Origin of the sequence: Paenisporosarcina macmurdoensis, assembly GCF_042658845.1 — a bacterium.
In the GTDB taxonomy this organism is placed as follows: Bacteria; Bacillota; Bacilli; order Bacillales_A; family Planococcaceae; genus Paenisporosarcina; species Paenisporosarcina macmurdoensis.
Genome location: NZ_JBHSRI010000002.1, coordinates 245,693 through 262,057 on the forward strand (window position 1 = coordinate 245,693; position 16,365 = coordinate 262,057).

Genomic DNA, 16,365 nt, shown 5'->3' on the forward strand with positions numbered 1-16,365 from the left:
AATGAAACCACAAATCACGGTGTACTCAACTAACACTTGTCCATACTGCGACATGATGAAATCATTCTTGCAACAAAATGAACTTGCTTTCACAGAAGTGAATGTGCAAGCTGATGCTGTAGCTGCACAAAAACTAGTGGACACAACTGGTCAAATGGGCGTTCCACAAACAAACATTAATGGTCAATGGGTTTTAGGATTTGATCCTGACCGCGTGTTAGAGTTAGTAAAAGCTTAAATTTGAGGGCGATAACCCTCTTTAAAACGATACTGATCAGGAAGTAATTTCAGTATGAGAAAAGACATCAACTTGCACTATTTCATTGGTGTAAGTTGTGTTTTTCTAATAGAGGAGCGAAGACAGATGGATTATTCAAAACAAATTACAAATCGCTTAAATCGAGTGGATGGACAACTTCAGGGTGTCATTCGAATGATTGAGGGAGCCCGCGAATGCAACGATGTCGTAACACAACTAAGTGCAATCAAAGGTGCGCTAGATCGCACAATCGGTTTAATTGTCAGTGAGAACTTGGAGCAATGTGTTCGGACAAGCATTGCCGAGGGAAATTCTTCAGATGAACATGTTAAACAAGCTGTTCAATTACTTATGAAAAGTAGATAGGGGAGATTTTAATGGAATGGTTATTAATAGCAGTGGTAGTAGGATTTATCGCATGGCGCATGATGCCGGCAAAAGGAGTTAAAACAGTTTCTACAACGGATTTAAAAGGAATGCTGAATGATAAATCAAAACAATTTGTAGACGTTAGAACGCCAGGAGAGTATAAAGGCAGAAAGATTTCACAATTCCAAAACATCCCTCTTGATCAGCTTCCTTCTAAATTAGATAAACTTGATAAAACAAAAGAAACATATGTTATTTGTCAAAGTGGCATGCGTAGTTCTCGTGCAGCTGGAATATTAAAGAAAGCTGGCTTTACGAACGTCGTGAATGTACGTGGCGGAATGAGTCAATGGCAATAAAGCGATAGATTATACAATTGCTTTTATAGTACTAGTATTTGTATCAATGCTTGTATTTGCATGAATCAGTGTCGTAGCTGCTATGAGCGGATTTCTGAATGCTATGAGCGGATTCGTGTCGACTATCAGCGCAAAAGACGTGGGTATCGGCGAATCTTTGTCGACTATCAGCGGTTCTGTGTCGACTACGAGCGTTTCAACAAAAATGGGGACATCCAGCTTCAGTGGATGTCCTTAACAAGTCAGACTTTCATCATTCCAACTCAAGTGTCGAGCTAGAATGAGATTCTCTAAGGGAAAAGTCGGCGTTATGGGTCTTTACATCAATTTTCCAAAGTTCTCTTAACGGTGGGTGGCTAAATGGCCATTCACTTTTTTTGATGAAAAGAATGGAGCGGCAACAAAAAAACGAGCGGCGAATGAGCCACTCGAATGATTTAAACATCTATTTTTCATCCTTCGCTTTAAGTGCTACTTCATGTGCTTTTCGTACTTGATGAAGTAATGCTGGTTCACTCAATAAGCGATAACCTGCTCCGGCAAGTGTTTTTGCTCCAGTAACTAGAGCCTTGTAACCAACATCAGAGTTTGCGGCTTCACGAAATTCATTTGTATGAGCAATCAATTCGTCAGGTCCAATTTTAATATAAGGATGTGCTGTCGGTACGACATAACTGATGTTTCCTGCATCGGTTGAGCCTAACCCTCGGCTTCTTTTTGAGAATACTACTTCACCATGTGATTCCAATTCTTCATGTAAAACACTGTCTAGTACATTGTTTAAGACGAAGTCCTGAACTTCATTTTGGAATCGTTCAACTTTAACGGTTGCACCAGTTGATAAAGCAGCACCTTCTGCAATCGCACGAATACGTGTACTTACAGCTTCTGTTTTAGCCCATGTGTCTGCACGAATGTAAAAGCGAGCGGATGCATAGTCAGGCACAATGTTCGGTGCATCGCCACCATGTGTGATGATACCGTGAATGCGTACATCACTAGTGACGTGTTGACGGAGGGCATTGATGCCATTGAATAATTGAATGACCGAATCCAATGCGTTTATGCCTTTTTCAGGAGAACCAGAAGCATGTGCTGCTGTGCCATAAAAATGAAAATCAAGTGGATCCACAGCAAGGGTGGGGCTAGTCAAACTTGTACGTCCTGATGGATGAATCATTAAAGCAACATCCACATTTTCTAATAAACCATGTCGAACAAAGCTTCCTTTTGCACTACCGTTAGGACCGCCTTCTTCTGCAGGAGTTCCAAGTACAATAACTTTTCCGCCAGTCTCAAACAATACTTCTGATAGGGCTATACCTGCAGCAACACTTGTTGTGCCAATTATATTATGGCCACAAGCATGACCTAAGCCTGGAAGTGCATCATATTCTGCTAAGAAAGCAATAGTAGGGCCTTCCACACCAGAATCTTTAACAGCATAAAAGGCAGTGTCATGACCAGCCACACTAAGAGTCACTTCAAAACCAAATTCGCGCAAATACTCGCTTAAAGAATAGCTAGCAAAGACTTCTTCATTACCAATTTCAGGTTTCGCATGGATTTCTTTTGCCAATGAGATTAATCGCTCAGCGTGGCTATCAATACTTTCATAAATGCGAGATTTCGAATCAATTACCAATGTCATATTATGTTCCTCCAATTTTTTATTATTGACTCTGTTGAATTATGTTTACTTACTAGGCGCAATTATACTCTTCCAGTTGTTCTCCAATTTCAACATCATTTTTTTACAGGTCCTTATTAAAAAAGTCTTGGATTACTTATGAATCTGTGTGTTGAAATAAATTCCTGTGAACTGGGAAACCTCCTTATTGAAGAATGGTCAATTATTGTCATTCAGGAAGTGGGGAACCCCATGTAGTGAGAAATAATTGATTCCGCAAGCAATTTTAGCGCATCAACTTTCTATCTCTGAACGAAAAAAAGAGAGCTTTCTTTTTCTTATACTCAAGAAAAAGAAGGCTCTCCGAATTTACGGAAAACCATCTCGTTCTCATCTTCCAAGCGATTACATGCGTTCGCTTGCAGGAGTTGGCACAGTGTTCAACAATTATGTTGAACCCGCTGCCGAGACGTCAAAGGGCCTGTCCCTCGGTCTCTCTAGATAAGAAAGTGATGTGTTGCTATAAAATTGTTGCAAGAATTGATTTTGACTTTACGCCTTTCGAAATAAATCGTCAACCTTTATTAAAAAGTAAAACTATTCAGACAATTATATAATATGTAAGTTTTAGATCCAAATAGATTAAAATTAATTCATGAATGGCGAAGTGTATAAGGAACAACAATATCAACTTATCAAGCTATAAAAAGCCAATACGGCAATTGAACCCATAACAACGAGTATCACATTTGCTCCAGCAAACGCTAACGCGAATGCTGCGATGGCACCTATCAAGCCAAATAATAAATGGCCTTCTTGAACAAAAAGAATGGCAGGAAATATCAATGCACCTAATACAGCAAAGGGAATATTTCTTAAGACACCACTAACGAGCGGCGGTAATTCACGTCCTTCTAAAAAGGTTAACGGAACAACTCGCGGAATATAGGTCACAATCGCCATTCCAAGAATCATCCACCAATACCACTTCTCCATTAAGCGACACGTCCTTTCCGGGTATATAGAATTTCAACCAAAATCGCCGAACCTAAAGTGGCGACTAATATGGCCCAACCAGTTGATAATAAGCCGCTCCAATACAAGGCACTGTGAATAACTGCCCCGAACAAGGCAAGCAATGCTACTTTTCGATTGCCTTTCATTGAAGGAACGAGCAAGCCTACAAACATTGCATATAATGCTATAGACATGGCTGCTTGGAGGAACGCGGGTAAATTTGCGCCTATGACATGGCCGAGAGCAGTAAAGACCACCCAACTGCCATAGGAGATCAATATGACACCTGCAGCAAAGGAGGTCCTGATTGTTTCTTGTTTTTGTGTTGCTAATACGGAAAATGATTCATCGGTAACGCCAAATGCATAAATGGCTTTTTTCCAACGTGCATCCGGCTGCATCTTTTCATTCAATGAAGCCGTCATTAGAAAGTGACGAATGTTAACGACAAACGTATTTAAAACAATTAATATGGGATCAACGCCCGTTGTAATTAAGGTTAAAGATATGTATTGAGCAGCACCTGCAAAAACAAACATACTCATGGCCGTTGCTTCCCACATAGATAAGCCGCTTGTTTTAGCGAGTAAGCCAAAAGTTAAAGCAATTGGAAAGTAACCGATAGCTATGCTTAAACCGGCTCGAATGCCATTCATAAATGTCATATGTCATATGCTCCTCTCGCTGAATGTTTAATAGATTATACATCTGTATGTTAAAATAAACAATGAGAGGTGAAATTATGGAACAGATGAGACGTAATTTAGGTGTTCAACTAAAAAAGATTAGACATCAACGTGGTATGAGTTTAGATGATATTGCGAAACTGACCGATGTCAGTAAAGCGCAACTTGCCCAAATGGAAAAAGGGGAGTCTAATCCAACCGTATCAACTATTTGGAAAATTGCAGATGGGCTGAAAGTTAGTTTCTCTTCTCTTTTACAAGCACCAAAATCTACTTTAAAGAAAATCTCATCTTCAGAAATTCCATTCTTAACAGAAGATGAAGGCCGCTATCGCGTATTTTCCGTCATTCCGTATAGCCCGGAACGTGGATGGGAATTTTACAGGATCGAGTTAGATCCACACTGTTCGTATGAAAGTGTTGCTCATATGGATGGAGTCGAGGAATCGTTAACAGTTATCCAAGGGGAGATACAAATCATATTGGAAGCTGAAGAAATTAAATTAGATACAGGTGACACCTTGGTTTTTTCAGGTAACCAAACCCACTGTTATGTGAACACGCGTGACACAATGTCTGTTATACACCTGATCATTACCTATCAATATGTTTGATGCGAGCTTGTCTCGGGAAAACTGGCAATACCTATACTATTTTTGAGGATGAGGAACATGTTTGATTGGCTAACCGCAGAAAATTTATTAGAACTAACTAGAGATTACAAATCACTTGGACCTCTAATCGGATTCTTATTGCCATTTTTAGAATCTTTTTTACCATTTTTACCCCTATTTGCATTCGTTTTTGCCAATGCTAGCGCATATGGTTTATGGATAGGTTTTTTAATATCTTGGGCAGGAACAACTATTGGTTCTTATATTGTGTTTTTAATCATTCGAAAATATGGACGTGCACGCTTTCTTGGAGTCATGACCAAACATGAACGTGTTCAAAAGTTAATACATTGGGTTGAAACTCATGGTTTTGGACCTTTATTTTTATTGTTATGTTTTCCGTTTACCCCTTCTGCACTCGTGAACGTGGTGGCGGGTCTATCAGATATAAAAAAGAATACGTATTTATGGACGTTGCTCGCTGGTAAATTTGTGATGATTTTAACCATCAGTTTTATCGGCTATGATATTAAAGCACTTATCACACAACCTATACGTACAGCTATCGTAGTGGCAGTTATCGGTTTGTTGTGGCTTTTAGGTAAACAAATAGAACGCAGGCTAAATGCGAAAGTTGAAGCGGATTTTCGAATGATTCAAAAAGAAAGACAAAAAGGAAAGGGGCCCATGGTTTGAGTTCATTGAAACAGGAAGCATGGGAATGGGCAAAAGCAATTATCATTGGACTGTTAATCATTGTTGTCATTCGCTCATTAGTGGTAACAAATTACTCAGTTTCTGGACAATCGATGCAGCCTACACTTCAAAATACTGATAAAGTACTAGTCAGTAAAATTTCTTATTCAATTGGCGACATAGAACGCTTAGATGTGCTAGTTTTTCATACGGATGAAAATGAAGATTATGTCAAACGAATTATTGGCCTCCCGGGAGATGTAATTACGTATTATAATGACAAGCTATTTATTAATGATAAACGCGTAGAGGAACCATTTTTGCAATCATACGATGCCTATCGAGATCCGAATGATCGATTGACTGAAAATTTCACACTTCAAACGCTTACCGGAGTTGTGCGAATTCCACCAGATTCCTATTTTGTTCTTGGGGATAATCGCAGACAAAGCTTAGATAGTCGATATTTTCAGTTTGTGAAAAAAGATGATATTGTCGGTAAAGTAGTCGCGAGATATTGGCCACTAGATACAGCGACTATTGATTTTACAGGTAAAAATCCCGAATAATTTCCACCTCTTGCAGTAGTTATGTACAATGGAGGTAGGAAGTATTTCGGGATTTTTCATTTTTACAATATGAAGTTAGAACACTACTACAACTAAAACTTAAGGGGGCTTTCATGTGTCATTGCGATTAATAACGGGACGAGCAGGTGTAGGGAAATCTGAATTTATGAGACGTGAAGTTGCCGAAGCGTCAACGAGCAATCCACTGGGCTCTCCTATATTCTTTGTCGTACCTGATCAGATGTCGTTTTCTACTGAATCGGCATTATCGACTACGCAACAAGTAAAGGGAATTATTCGTACACAAGTTTCGACGTTTAAACGATTAGCATGGCGTGTGTTGCAAGAAACGGGTGGGATTAGTCGACAAGAAATTAGTGGTTTTGGTTACCGCATGTTAATACGAAGATTATTGGAAGAACATAAAGAAGAATTTTCCCTCTTCAAACAAGCAGCAAATAAACGAGGCTTTACGGATCAAATGGAGATGTTATTAAAAGAATTTACTCGCTACTGTCTTGATTGTGACACCTTACATTCACTTGAAGAGTCGCTTAAACAAGCTGATGCCCCTCGTACATTGCAAGATAAGGCTCATGACCTTTCTGTGTTATTACGCGCATTAGAAGAACGACTTGGCACGGCTTATATTGATAGTGAAGGGTATTATGCGTTGCTATCGAAGCAGATTCATCAGTCTGAGCTAATCGCTGAAGCTGATATTTATGTGGATGGCTTTGTCACAATGACGACAAGGGAGTATGAAATTTTAGGCGAGTTAATGAAATACGCTAAACGTGTCACCATTGCGCTTCCTTTAGCTGACGAAATAGAAGATTTGATGGACGATCAATCCCTCTTTCACGGAGCGGCAAAAACGGCTGAACGATTAAAAGAAATGGCTCGAGAAGGTGCTGTAGCCATCGAACCATCTATCCATTTAAGTGAAAACAGACGTTTTAACAATAATGCCATTCAGCATATCGAAGCGAACTTACATACGTATCCCGCTCCAGCTATAGATGATCATGAACATGTACATGTCATTGAAGCTGACAGTCGTCGCGCAGAAGTTCATGCTGTAGCGCGCCATATTAGACGACTAGTGCGAGATGAAGGAATGCGCTATCAAGACATTGCGGTTCTTTACCGCCAACCTGAAGTATACGATGAGCTTCTAGAAACCACTTTTGCACAATACGATATTCCAGTGTTCATAAACCGCAAAAAGGCGATGCTACACCATCCGTTAGTGGAATTGAGTCGCTCTGTGTTTGAATCTATCTTGAACGATTATCAATATGAGTCGATGTTTAGAGCAATCAAAACAGATTTGTTTTTCCCGCTTCAAGCAAATAAACAAATTTGGCGTGAACGTGCCGATCGTTTAGAGAATTTCGTGATTTCTCAAGGGATTTATGGTGATCGGTGGACCGATGAAAGACGCTGGCTCGTAAAAAAATATCGGGGGCTTGAATTTCATACTAAAGCTCAAACCGATGAAGAACGCGCCTTACAAGAGGATATTACCGCTGTACGTGACTGCATGTTAGCACCTCTGCAAACATTTGAGCACAAGATTAATAACAGTGAAACAGGTAAAGAAGTAGCCCAAGCTCTTTTTGAATTAGCAGAAGAACTATATATTTTCGATAAGATACAACTATTAAAAGACGATGAAAATGAACATGGTCATCTATTGCTTGCAACTGAGCATGATCAAGCGTGGTCACAGTGGGTGGACGTGCTGGACCAATTCGTCTTGATGTTTGGGGATGAGAAGTTAACGCCGAAAGAAAGTTTCCGCTTGCTTGAAGAAGGTTTTGATACGCTTGAATTCTCACGTATCCCACCATCACTCGATCAAGTAACGGTAGCTACAGTCGATTTATCACGCTTGTCTAATATACGAGCGGCTTTTGTGGTGGGTGTAAATGATGGCGTATTTCCAAAACGCATTGAGCAAGAAGGATTACTGTCAGATACCGAGCGTGAATGGTTTATGCAAATTGGATTCGAACTTGCGCCAACTTCTAAAATGCGCTTAATGGATGAAACCTATATGGCTTATCGTGCAGTGACAACAGCTTCAGACAAACTTTTTATTTCGTATGCTGTAGCAGATGAAGAAGGCAAAGCATTGCTACCATCCACTTACATTAAACGTCTACAGAAATTGTTGCCTAACATAGAAGTGGAACTTGCTGTGATAGACCCGGCAGTATTAAAAGAAAGCGCCAATCACTATATTCAACATCCTAGAGCAACGATGTCCTTTTTAGCTACAAAAATAAAACAAGCGCGAACGGAAGGTCTTCTTGAAGAAGAGTGGCTAGCCGTTGCTTCTTATTATGATAATGATCCGTTTTGGCAAAGTGTTTTCAAGCGTGTTATGCGGCCATTATCTAATCCAACAAAAGCTCAACGATTACATCCTGTCACCACGAATGCTTTATATGGGGACTCTTTTACATCGAGTGTGTCTCGAGTTGAAAAGTATTACAGTTGTCCATTTGCACACTTTGCGACATACGGCCTGCAGTTAGAAGAGAGAAGTGAATATCGTCTTGAAGCACCCGCAATTGGGGATTTATTTCATGCTGCTTTGAAATGGATTGCTGACGAAACGAAACGACTGGGAATCACTTGGGCCCAACTTTCAACTACGCAAGCTTGGGAATTAGCAAGACAAGCAGTGGATGAAATTTCACCACATTTTGTTCACCAAATTTTATTGAGTTCAAAAAGATATTATTATATTCAACGAAAACTTGTTCAGATTTTGCAGAGAACGATGACGACCTTGCGTGATCATGCCAGTGTTTCGAGCTTTGTACCAATTGCAATCGAAGCAGGATTTGGTCCGGGAGAAGAATTGCCAACACTTGAGATTCCACTCAAGAATGGCAACTCGATGAAAATGCGAGGACGAATCGATCGCGTGGACGCAGCTCTTATTGAAGGAAAACAATTTATTCGAATTGTCGATTACAAATCCTCGGCAAAAGGACTTGATTTAAATGATGTGTATTTCGGTATATCGTTGCAAATGCTTACGTATTTAGACGTCGCGGCCACAAACTCTGCCATTTGGTTAGGTGAAGAAGCGGATCCTGCGGGTGTCCTATATGTCCATGTTCATAATCCGATGTTGAAATTAGCAAAAGAGTTGTCTGACATGGATATAGAGGAAGAAGTGTTCAAGAAGTATAAAATGCGTGGATTATTAATTGACGATGCACAAGTTTTAAATGAAATGGATACGGAACTTGTCGGAGCTTCTAAAGTCATTCCAGCACGAATCAACAAAGATGGTTCTATTTCGAAAACATCAAAAGTGGTTTCTCCACAAGATATGGCTAATTTGCGCTCGTTTGTAAGGACCAAACATCAACAAGCAGGAGATGGCATGCTTTCTGGTGATACGCGCGTGTATCCTTATCGCATGAAAGATAAAACAGCTTGTGATTATTGTAACTTCCGCAGTGTGTGTCAATTTGATCCAACAGATCCAGAGCAACAATATCGTAAATTACCAATTAGCACACCGGAAGAAATCACGCAGCGCATAAAAGAGGAGGTTACACCGAATGTTGATACCGACTAAACCACAGGACGTGACGTGGACTGATGCTCAGTGGCGGTCCATATTTGCAGAAGGTCGAGACATCCTCGTTTCAGCTGCTGCGGGATCAGGGAAAACGGCTGTCTTAATCGAACGACTTATACAAAAAATGATCCGACAAACGAATCCTGTTGATGTAGATGAACTTTTAGTTGTGACATTTACCAACGCATCAGCAGCTGAGATGCGACACCGCATGGCGGAAGCATTGGAAAAAGAGTTAGTTAAAGATCCAACTTCAAGCCATTTAAGAAGACAGTTGAGTCTATTAAATAAAGCACAGATTTCAACGCTCCATTCTTTTTGTTTATCCATCGTTAAACAATACGCGTACGTTCTCGATTTGGATCCAGGATTCAGACTCGCCAATGAGGCAGAAGCTGCATTAATTCGTGATGATGTATTGGCAGACGTGTTGGAAACGGCTTATAAAGCGGATAACCCAGAAGAAATCTATCGACTTGTTGATAGTTTTACAACCGATCGTGATGATCAACTGATTGAAACGTTAGTTGAAAAATTACATGGTGCAGCAAGTGTTCATCCAGAGCCGAAGAAGTGGTTATTATCAATTCCAGTAGGTTACGATGTTCCAAGCGACATGCAAATTGATGAACTTCCATTTATCGATGCACTAAAATTAACGATTCAACATACGCTGGAAGAAGCCTATGCGATGACAGAGGAAATGCGTCAATTTGCATTACAACCAGCAGGTCCAGCTCCTTATGGGACAACTGTCGAACAAGATCAACAATTAATTGCTGAAGGGATTCGTCGGATTTCTACACAATCATGGCAATCTACTTTTGATTATTTTCAAAGTATAAAATTTGCAACAGCAGCGCGTATTCCTAAAGAGACGTTTGATGAAGAGCTTATTCAAAAAGCTAAAGATAAGCGCGATCAATTGAAGAAGCGGGTAAATGGAATTAAGGATGCCTACTTTACTCGGACCCCAGCGAGATTGCTAGACGAAATGAGACTGATGCATCCAATGCTAAAAACGTTAGTCGATTTGACTCTTATTTACGGGGAACAGTATCGATTAGCGAAAAGTGACCGCGGCTTAGTCGATTTCTCGGATCTTGAACATTTTGCTTTGCAGATTTTGACGACTGAAGAAAATGGGCAACTTATTCCTTCGAACATTGCCAAAGACGTGATGGCACAGTATAAGGAAGTGTTAGTGGACGAGTATCAAGATACGAATCGCTTACAAGAAACGATTTTACAAATTGTCAAAAGTGGAACAGAAGCAAATGGCAATATGTTTATGGTAGGGGACGTCAAACAATCCATTTATCGCTTCCGTTTAGCAGAACCGATGCTTTTCCTTGCGAAGTATTTGATGTTCACAACCGAAGCGCTAGATACAGGTGTCAAAATCGATTTGAATGCGAATTTCAGAAGTCGTCCGGAAGTTTTACATGCTACCAATTTTATCTTTTCTCAAATCATGGGCAAGCGTGTAGGAGAAATTGAATATGATGAAGCGGCTGCTTTAAAACCCGGTGCACCTTATCCTGATCAACAACATTCAACTGTAGAGCTGACGCTTCTTTCCCAACAACAAGATGAAGAAGAATCGACAGAAGATGACACGGAAGTTAATGAAGAAATCCAAGAGCTAGAAGAGTTGAAAAAGTCACAGTGGGAAGCACGTTATATTATCGGGAAAATCCGTAAATTGATGGATGCTCAAACGATGGTGGTCGATGCATGGACGAAGAATGAACGACCTCTTGAATATCGGGATATTGTCATTTTGATGAGATCCATGACGTGGTCTGCTGATTTAACAGAAGAGTTCAAGCAAGCAGGCATTCCTTTATATGCGAACCTTTCAAAAGGGTATTTTGATGCTCTCGAAGTCATGATTATGTTGAACACATTGCGTATTGTCGATAACCCATATCAAGATATTCCATTAGCATCAGTGCTTCGCGCGCCTTTTGTTGGATTAACTGAATCTGAGCTTTCGCATATTCGATTGTCTGAACCTAAAGAGCCGTTTTATGAAGCACTGAAAAAATTTGTACGCATTGGTGGAAGTGGGATTAACCCAGAGACTGCTGAAAAATTACAACGGTTCTTCCTACATTACGAAGAATGGCGTGATTTGGCACGGAGAGGGTCACTAGCTGACCTAATTTGGAGAATCTATATGGACACGCATTATTACGAAATGGTCGGAGCTATGCCAGGCGGTAAACAACGACAAGCAAATTTACGTGCATTGCATGATCGTGCGTTGTCTTATGAAAAATCATCTTTCCGTGGATTATTCCGCTTCTTACGATTCATTGATCGCATGAAAAAGCGAGGAGACGATTTAGGAACTGCACGTGCCATGAGTGAAAAAGAGAATGTCGTGCGACTTATGACAATCCATTCCTCTAAAGGACTTGAATTTCCGTACGTCTTTATTGCCGGTTTAGGAAGAGATTTTAATCAAATGGATTTCAATGAATTATATTTGTTTGATCAAACGTTTGGTTTGGCTGTAAAAGCGGTGGATCCAGACAAACGAATTGCGTATACATCCTTACCATTTTTAGCGATGAAGGAAAAGAAACAACTGGAGTTGAAATCAGAGGAAATGCGCGTTCTTTATGTTGCGATGACACGAGCAAAAGAAAAGTTGATGCTCGTTGCAACGGTAAAAGATGCACAAAAATCAATCGGTAAATGGCAAGATATTGCCGTCTCTAGTGGTGACAGATTACCAGAATATGTGCGTTCACGAGCTAAAGGGTTTTTAGATTGGATTGGTCCAGCAGTAGCAAGACATCCTGATTTCTCCTTGTGGCAAGGACATGCTCATATGGGACTAAAACATCCATCCAAGTGGTCGTTCGAGACCATCTTCGTGGAAGACTTACGTGAGATTTTTGTCGAATTAGAATCGTCACAATCAACTGATATCACCACTGCTAAAGTCGTTTCTACAGAAATGAAGGATGAAATAGAAAGACGATTTAATGCTGTATATCCTTTTGAGAGATCCGTTACCAAACGTTCGAAACAATCGGTAAGCGAGCTCAAAAGACTTGATCAGTTGAGAAAAGAAGAAGAACCTGAATTTTTCAGACCGAGTCAAGTACAGCAAGCGATTAAAAGTGTCTATAAGCGTCCAGCTTTTCTGCAACAAGGTGAGCGAAAGCTGACATCGGCTGAAATTGGAACGGCGATGCACACAGCAATGCAACATGTGGATATGCATGTAGAACCGAATAAGGGAACGATTGACACATTTATTCAACAACTTGCAGACAAACAGTTGTTAACGTCGAATGAAGCTAATTCCATCAAGGCAGATGCACTAGGGGCTTTCTTACAATCACCACTCGCTTCACGCCTACGTCAAGCGAAGCAAGTGTTGCGAGAAGTTCCATTTACGTATGGCTTAACAGATGACGATGGAGACACACAAATATTGCAAGGTATCGCAGATTGTTTATTCCAAGAAGCAGACGGGGATTGGGTACTTCTCGATTATAAAACTGATCGGATTAAAGGCGTACTCATTACAGAAGCATCTATTTTACGTGAGATGCATCATCGCTACGGATTGCAGCTATCACTTTATAAGCAAGCAATTGAACATATTTTAGCTATCACCATTAAAGAGAAAATATTATATTTGTTTGACGCTGATCAAACGATTTTACTGGAGGATTAAATGTGGAGGTTAGACCTACTGAATTACAAGATCGGGTAGTTGCCATCGATATAATGCGTGGCTTGTCGCTTCTTGGTATTTTTATCGTCAATATGCTCGCATTCCATACACCTTATTACTACATCAATCCTTACACATGGTATACAAATCCAAGTGACGCCGATACGTTTCAATGGATCGATATTGCCCTCCAAGGCAGCGTATATCCGTTGTTCTCCATGCTGTTTGGGTACGGGCTAATGATGCAATTTAGAAAATCACAAGAACGAGGAAATTCGTTTATACCACTTGGATTACGCAGGTTAAGCGTTTTGCTGATCATTGGACTACTTCACGCGTTTCTTGTGTGGTCTGGAGATATTTTAATCACCTATGCCCTAAGTGGGTTTATTGTCCTTTTAATGATGCGCTTATCGAGAATGTGGTTACTTACCATTGCTCTAATCCTGTATATCTTACCGAATATGGGGCTAGCTTTTTTAAGTTATATAGTCGCGGTATCAGGTGAAACGTTTTATTCAGGTGTACAAGAAATAGAATCCTCTCTTATTGCATTTGGTTCAGGTTCTTGGATGGACATTTTTATGCAAAGAGCTGCGGATTGGACATATGCTAACATTGAATCAGGCTCATTATTTTTAATTGGTATGACTATTTTACCTTATATGTTACTAGGAGCAGTTGCAGCAAAAGGGAAGTTGATCGAACGGACATCACAAAAGAAAACGTTTTGGATAACGTTAACGACTGTCTCTTTAATTGCTGGGTTTTCCATTAAACTTTTGCCGTATGTATTTGAGGCAAACTTTTATTATATGTATGTTCAAGATATTTTTGGAGGACCTCTAGTAGCCATTGGATATGCTGGTTTGATTACTCTTTTGTGCCAGCTAGCCATATTCCGAAAAATCATGAATCCGTTTGCCAAGGTCGGCCGCATGTCCATGACTACGTATATATCCCAGTCCGTCATTGCTACGACTATATTCTATTCATACGGATTTGCGTTATATGGAAAAATCGATGTGCTGACGGGCACATGGTTAGCGGTTGGTATTTTCGTTATTCAAATGATATTTGCTGAAATTTGGTTTTCTAGATTTAAGCAAGGACCCATTGAAGCAATTTGGAAAAGAGCAACATACGGAAAATTAAATAAAAATAACGAATGAAAAATATGTCGAAGTATCGTAGACTGAATTTAACAAATTCTTTTTCGAGGAGTGTCCATGTATGAAAATTTTATCATATCGCTACGAAGGCATTATCAAATTTGGTCCAAAAGTAAAAAAAGAAGAAGCGGTGTGGGACGTGTTAGCGATACAAGAGACGCTCCAAGTAGTACCGAGTTTTCCTGAAACAATCGTAGAAGGAATTGCAAACGGAATGGATTTTGTGGAACAAATGAGGAAGCTTACAGATGCTGCATTGAAATCTGAAGAGCCTAATCAATTTAAACATGCATTTTCAACTATTGCATGGCTGTCACCAATTCCACGTACGCCGAAAAATATAATGGCTGTAGGACGAAATTATGAAGATCATGCAAAAGAAATGGGATTGCAAAGTGCTCCTGAAAATTTGATGGTTTTCACAAAATCACCCACGACTATTGCTGCGGATGAAGAAACTTTGTCTGTTCATGCGAATGTAACGTCATCTTACGATTATGAAGGTGAATTAGCTGTAGTTATTAGTAAAAAAGGCGACAATATTCCGAAGAAATTAGCATATGACCACGTCTTCGGCTACACGATTGCAAATGATTTGACTGCACGAGATTTACAAACGAAACACCAACAATTTTTCTTAGGCAAAAGTTTGAAAGGGTCATGTCCGATGGGGCCATATCTTGTAACAAAAGATGAACTACCTGATCCACAAAGTTTATCGATTGTTACGAAAGTGAATGGTGAACTACGTCAAAATGGACATACAAAAGATATGATTTTTACAATAGAAGATTTGATCGCTCAAATTTCTGCTCTTGTCACGCTTGAACCAGGAGATGTGATCTTAACTGGTACCCCTTCTGGCGTTGGAAAAGGCTTTAACCCACCTAAGTTTTTAGCTTCAGGTGATACTGTAAAAGTAGCGGTTGAAGGTATTGGCACCTTGGTCAATCGATTCGAGTGAAGTGAATTTCCTGGGAAATATCAACAAACGGTTGCCTAAAAGAGTTTATTAGACCCGTAGATATGATATTCTAGAATAGAACAACTAATTAGATGAGGTGACGATTTTGGATTTTTTAGCTAGCACGCATTTACACATTACAACTTGGGTTATTGGAATTATTTTGTTCTTTGTCGCAGTAACATTGAAAAATGGCAGTAAAGGACAAAAAATTACACATATGGTATTACGTTTATTCTACGTGTTCATCCTTTTAACTGGAGTAGCTTTATTCATGGCCGGTATGGATTTCGATATGGGCATGCTTTACGGATTCAAATTAATCGCTGGCGTTTTAATCATCGGTATGATGGAAATGATTTTAGTTCGTATGAAAAAACATAAAGCGACAACCATGTTCTGGGTTTTATTGTTTGTCTTCTTGTTCATCACGATGTTCCTAGGTTTCAAACTACCAATGGGCATTAGCTTTTTAGCTTAGTAAAGAAAGCTGGAGAAGCCCTGTTTAGCTCGATGCCGATAATGAACCACCTCACTCCATTTAATTGGCGTGAGGTGGTTTTTTTGTGGACTTGAAGGTGAGCGGTGGCTCAGTTGGAAAAATGGGCTGCCAAGTTGGAAAATTTGCTCGTAAGTTGGAATCGGGTTTAATGGTAGGTTTCCTCAACCAATTCCTTGATTTCACAGTATGGACGTAAATAAAAAGTGAATTCCTCATTA

At 39.8% G+C, this 16,365-nt stretch carries 15 protein-coding genes and 1 riboswitch; of the genes, 12 read left to right on the forward strand and 3 right to left on the reverse strand.

What is annotated here, in order from left to right; all coding sequences use genetic code 11:
• Position 1 precedes the first annotated feature (1 nt).
• The 3 genes from ACFPYN_RS01085 (at position 2) to ACFPYN_RS01095 (ending at position 987) form a co-directional block, all read left to right on the forward strand.
• Positions 2-238 carry a glutaredoxin family protein gene (locus ACFPYN_RS01085; RefSeq protein ID WP_377732035.1) on the forward strand — a complete coding sequence of 79 codons (237 nt, stop codon included), beginning with the start codon at positions 2-4 and terminating at the stop codon, positions 236-238.
• A 126-nt stretch (positions 239-364) separates the two neighbouring features.
• Entirely contained in the window at positions 365-625 is a 261-nt protein-coding gene (locus ACFPYN_RS01090) for a metal-sensitive transcriptional regulator (protein ID WP_377732036.1), read from the forward strand.
• A gap of 11 nt (positions 626-636) precedes the next feature.
• On the forward strand, positions 637-987 hold the full coding sequence (locus ACFPYN_RS01095) for a rhodanese-like domain-containing protein (RefSeq protein ID WP_377732037.1): 351 nt from the start codon (positions 637-639) through the stop codon (positions 985-987).
• Between the two features lie 445 nt (positions 988-1,432).
• Here ACFPYN_RS01095 and ACFPYN_RS01100 read toward each other — a convergent pair whose 3' ends face one another.
• From ACFPYN_RS01100 to ACFPYN_RS01110, 3 genes are all read right to left on the reverse strand, one after another.
• Positions 1,433-2,638, reverse strand: coding sequence for a M20 family metallopeptidase (locus ACFPYN_RS01100; protein ID WP_377732038.1), 1,206 nt, complete (start codon positions 2,636-2,638; stop codon positions 1,433-1,435).
• A gap of 366 nt (positions 2,639-3,004) precedes the next feature.
• A riboswitch (SAM riboswitch) is annotated at positions 3,005-3,125 on the reverse strand.
• Between the two features lie 179 nt (positions 3,126-3,304).
• Entirely contained in the window at positions 3,305-3,613 is a 309-nt protein-coding gene (locus ACFPYN_RS01105) for an AzlD domain-containing protein (RefSeq protein ID WP_377732040.1), read from the reverse strand.
• Positions 3,613-4,299, reverse strand: coding sequence for an AzlC family ABC transporter permease (locus tag ACFPYN_RS01110; protein ID WP_377732041.1), 687 nt, complete (start codon positions 4,297-4,299; stop codon positions 3,613-3,615). The genes ACFPYN_RS01105 and ACFPYN_RS01110 overlap by 1 nt, the downstream gene beginning before the upstream one ends.
• A gap of 77 nt (positions 4,300-4,376) precedes the next feature.
• On the opposite strand from ACFPYN_RS01110, the gene ACFPYN_RS01115 reads away from it, so the two are divergent.
• From ACFPYN_RS01115 to ACFPYN_RS01155, 9 genes are all read left to right on the forward strand, one after another.
• A complete protein-coding gene (locus tag ACFPYN_RS01115; RefSeq protein ID WP_377732042.1) occupies positions 4,377-4,934 on the forward strand; it encodes a helix-turn-helix domain-containing protein in 558 nt (185 codons plus the stop codon).
• Between the two features lie 57 nt (positions 4,935-4,991).
• Entirely contained in the window at positions 4,992-5,630 is a 639-nt protein-coding gene (locus ACFPYN_RS01120; protein ID WP_377732043.1) for a TVP38/TMEM64 family protein, read from the forward strand.
• A complete protein-coding gene (gene lepB, locus ACFPYN_RS01125; protein ID WP_377732044.1) occupies positions 5,627-6,199 on the forward strand; it encodes a signal peptidase I in 573 nt (190 codons plus the stop codon). Before ACFPYN_RS01120 ends, lepB begins: the two co-directional genes overlap by 4 nt.
• Positions 6,200-6,314: 115 nt before the next feature.
• Complete coding sequence (gene addB / locus ACFPYN_RS01130) at positions 6,315-9,806, forward strand: helicase-exonuclease AddAB subunit AddB (protein WP_377732045.1); 3,492 nt, start codon at positions 6,315-6,317, stop codon at positions 9,804-9,806.
• Complete coding sequence (addA, locus tag ACFPYN_RS01135) at positions 9,790-13,509, forward strand: helicase-exonuclease AddAB subunit AddA (RefSeq protein WP_377732046.1); 3,720 nt, start codon at positions 9,790-9,792, stop codon at positions 13,507-13,509. The genes addB and addA overlap by 17 nt, the downstream gene beginning before the upstream one ends.
• Positions 13,510-13,511: 2 nt before the next feature.
• Entirely contained in the window at positions 13,512-14,681 is a 1,170-nt protein-coding gene (locus ACFPYN_RS01140) for a DUF418 domain-containing protein (RefSeq protein ID WP_377732047.1), read from the forward strand.
• Between the two features lie 61 nt (positions 14,682-14,742).
• Positions 14,743-15,645 (forward strand): fumarylacetoacetate hydrolase family protein, encoded by a 903-nt coding sequence (locus tag ACFPYN_RS01145; protein WP_377732048.1) that lies wholly within the window; start codon positions 14,743-14,745, stop codon positions 15,643-15,645.
• Between the two features lie 106 nt (positions 15,646-15,751).
• The gene (locus ACFPYN_RS01150) at positions 15,752-16,126 is read left to right on the forward strand and encodes a YisL family protein (RefSeq protein ID WP_377732049.1); all 375 of its coding nucleotides are present in this window, start codon (positions 15,752-15,754) and stop codon (positions 16,124-16,126) included.
• Positions 16,127-16,211: 85 nt separating this feature from the next.
• On the forward strand, positions 16,212-16,343 hold the full coding sequence (locus ACFPYN_RS01155) for a hypothetical protein (RefSeq protein WP_377732050.1): 132 nt from the start codon (positions 16,212-16,214) through the stop codon (positions 16,341-16,343).
• The last annotated feature ends 22 nt before the right edge of the window (positions 16,344-16,365 follow it).

Excerpts from the sequence above, each read along its gene's own strand:
- ACFPYN_RS01085 (WP_377732035.1), top strand. The coding sequence starts at position 2 with ATGAAACCACAAATCACGGTGTACTCAACTAACACTTGTCCATACTGC.
- ACFPYN_RS01110 (WP_377732041.1), bottom strand. The coding sequence starts at position 4,299 with ATGACATTTATGAATGGCATTCGAGCCGGTTTAAGCATAGCTATCGGT.
- addA (WP_377732046.1), top strand. The coding sequence starts at position 9,790 with ATGTTGATACCGACTAAACCACAGGACGTGACGTGGACTGATGCTCAG.
- ACFPYN_RS01095 (WP_377732037.1), top strand. The coding sequence starts at position 637 with ATGGAATGGTTATTAATAGCAGTGGTAGTAGGATTTATCGCATGGCGC.
- ACFPYN_RS01120 (WP_377732043.1), top strand. The coding sequence starts at position 4,992 with ATGTTTGATTGGCTAACCGCAGAAAATTTATTAGAACTAACTAGAGAT.
- ACFPYN_RS01090 (WP_377732036.1), top strand. The coding sequence starts at position 365 with ATGGATTATTCAAAACAAATTACAAATCGCTTAAATCGAGTGGATGGA.
- ACFPYN_RS01115 (WP_377732042.1), top strand. The coding sequence starts at position 4,377 with ATGGAACAGATGAGACGTAATTTAGGTGTTCAACTAAAAAAGATTAGA.
- ACFPYN_RS01145 (WP_377732048.1), top strand. The coding sequence starts at position 14,743 with ATGAAAATTTTATCATATCGCTACGAAGGCATTATCAAATTTGGTCCA.
- ACFPYN_RS01100 (WP_377732038.1), bottom strand. The coding sequence starts at position 2,638 with ATGACATTGGTAATTGATTCGAAATCTCGCATTTATGAAAGTATTGAT.
- ACFPYN_RS01105 (WP_377732040.1), bottom strand. The coding sequence starts at position 3,613 with ATGGAGAAGTGGTATTGGTGGATGATTCTTGGAATGGCGATTGTGACC.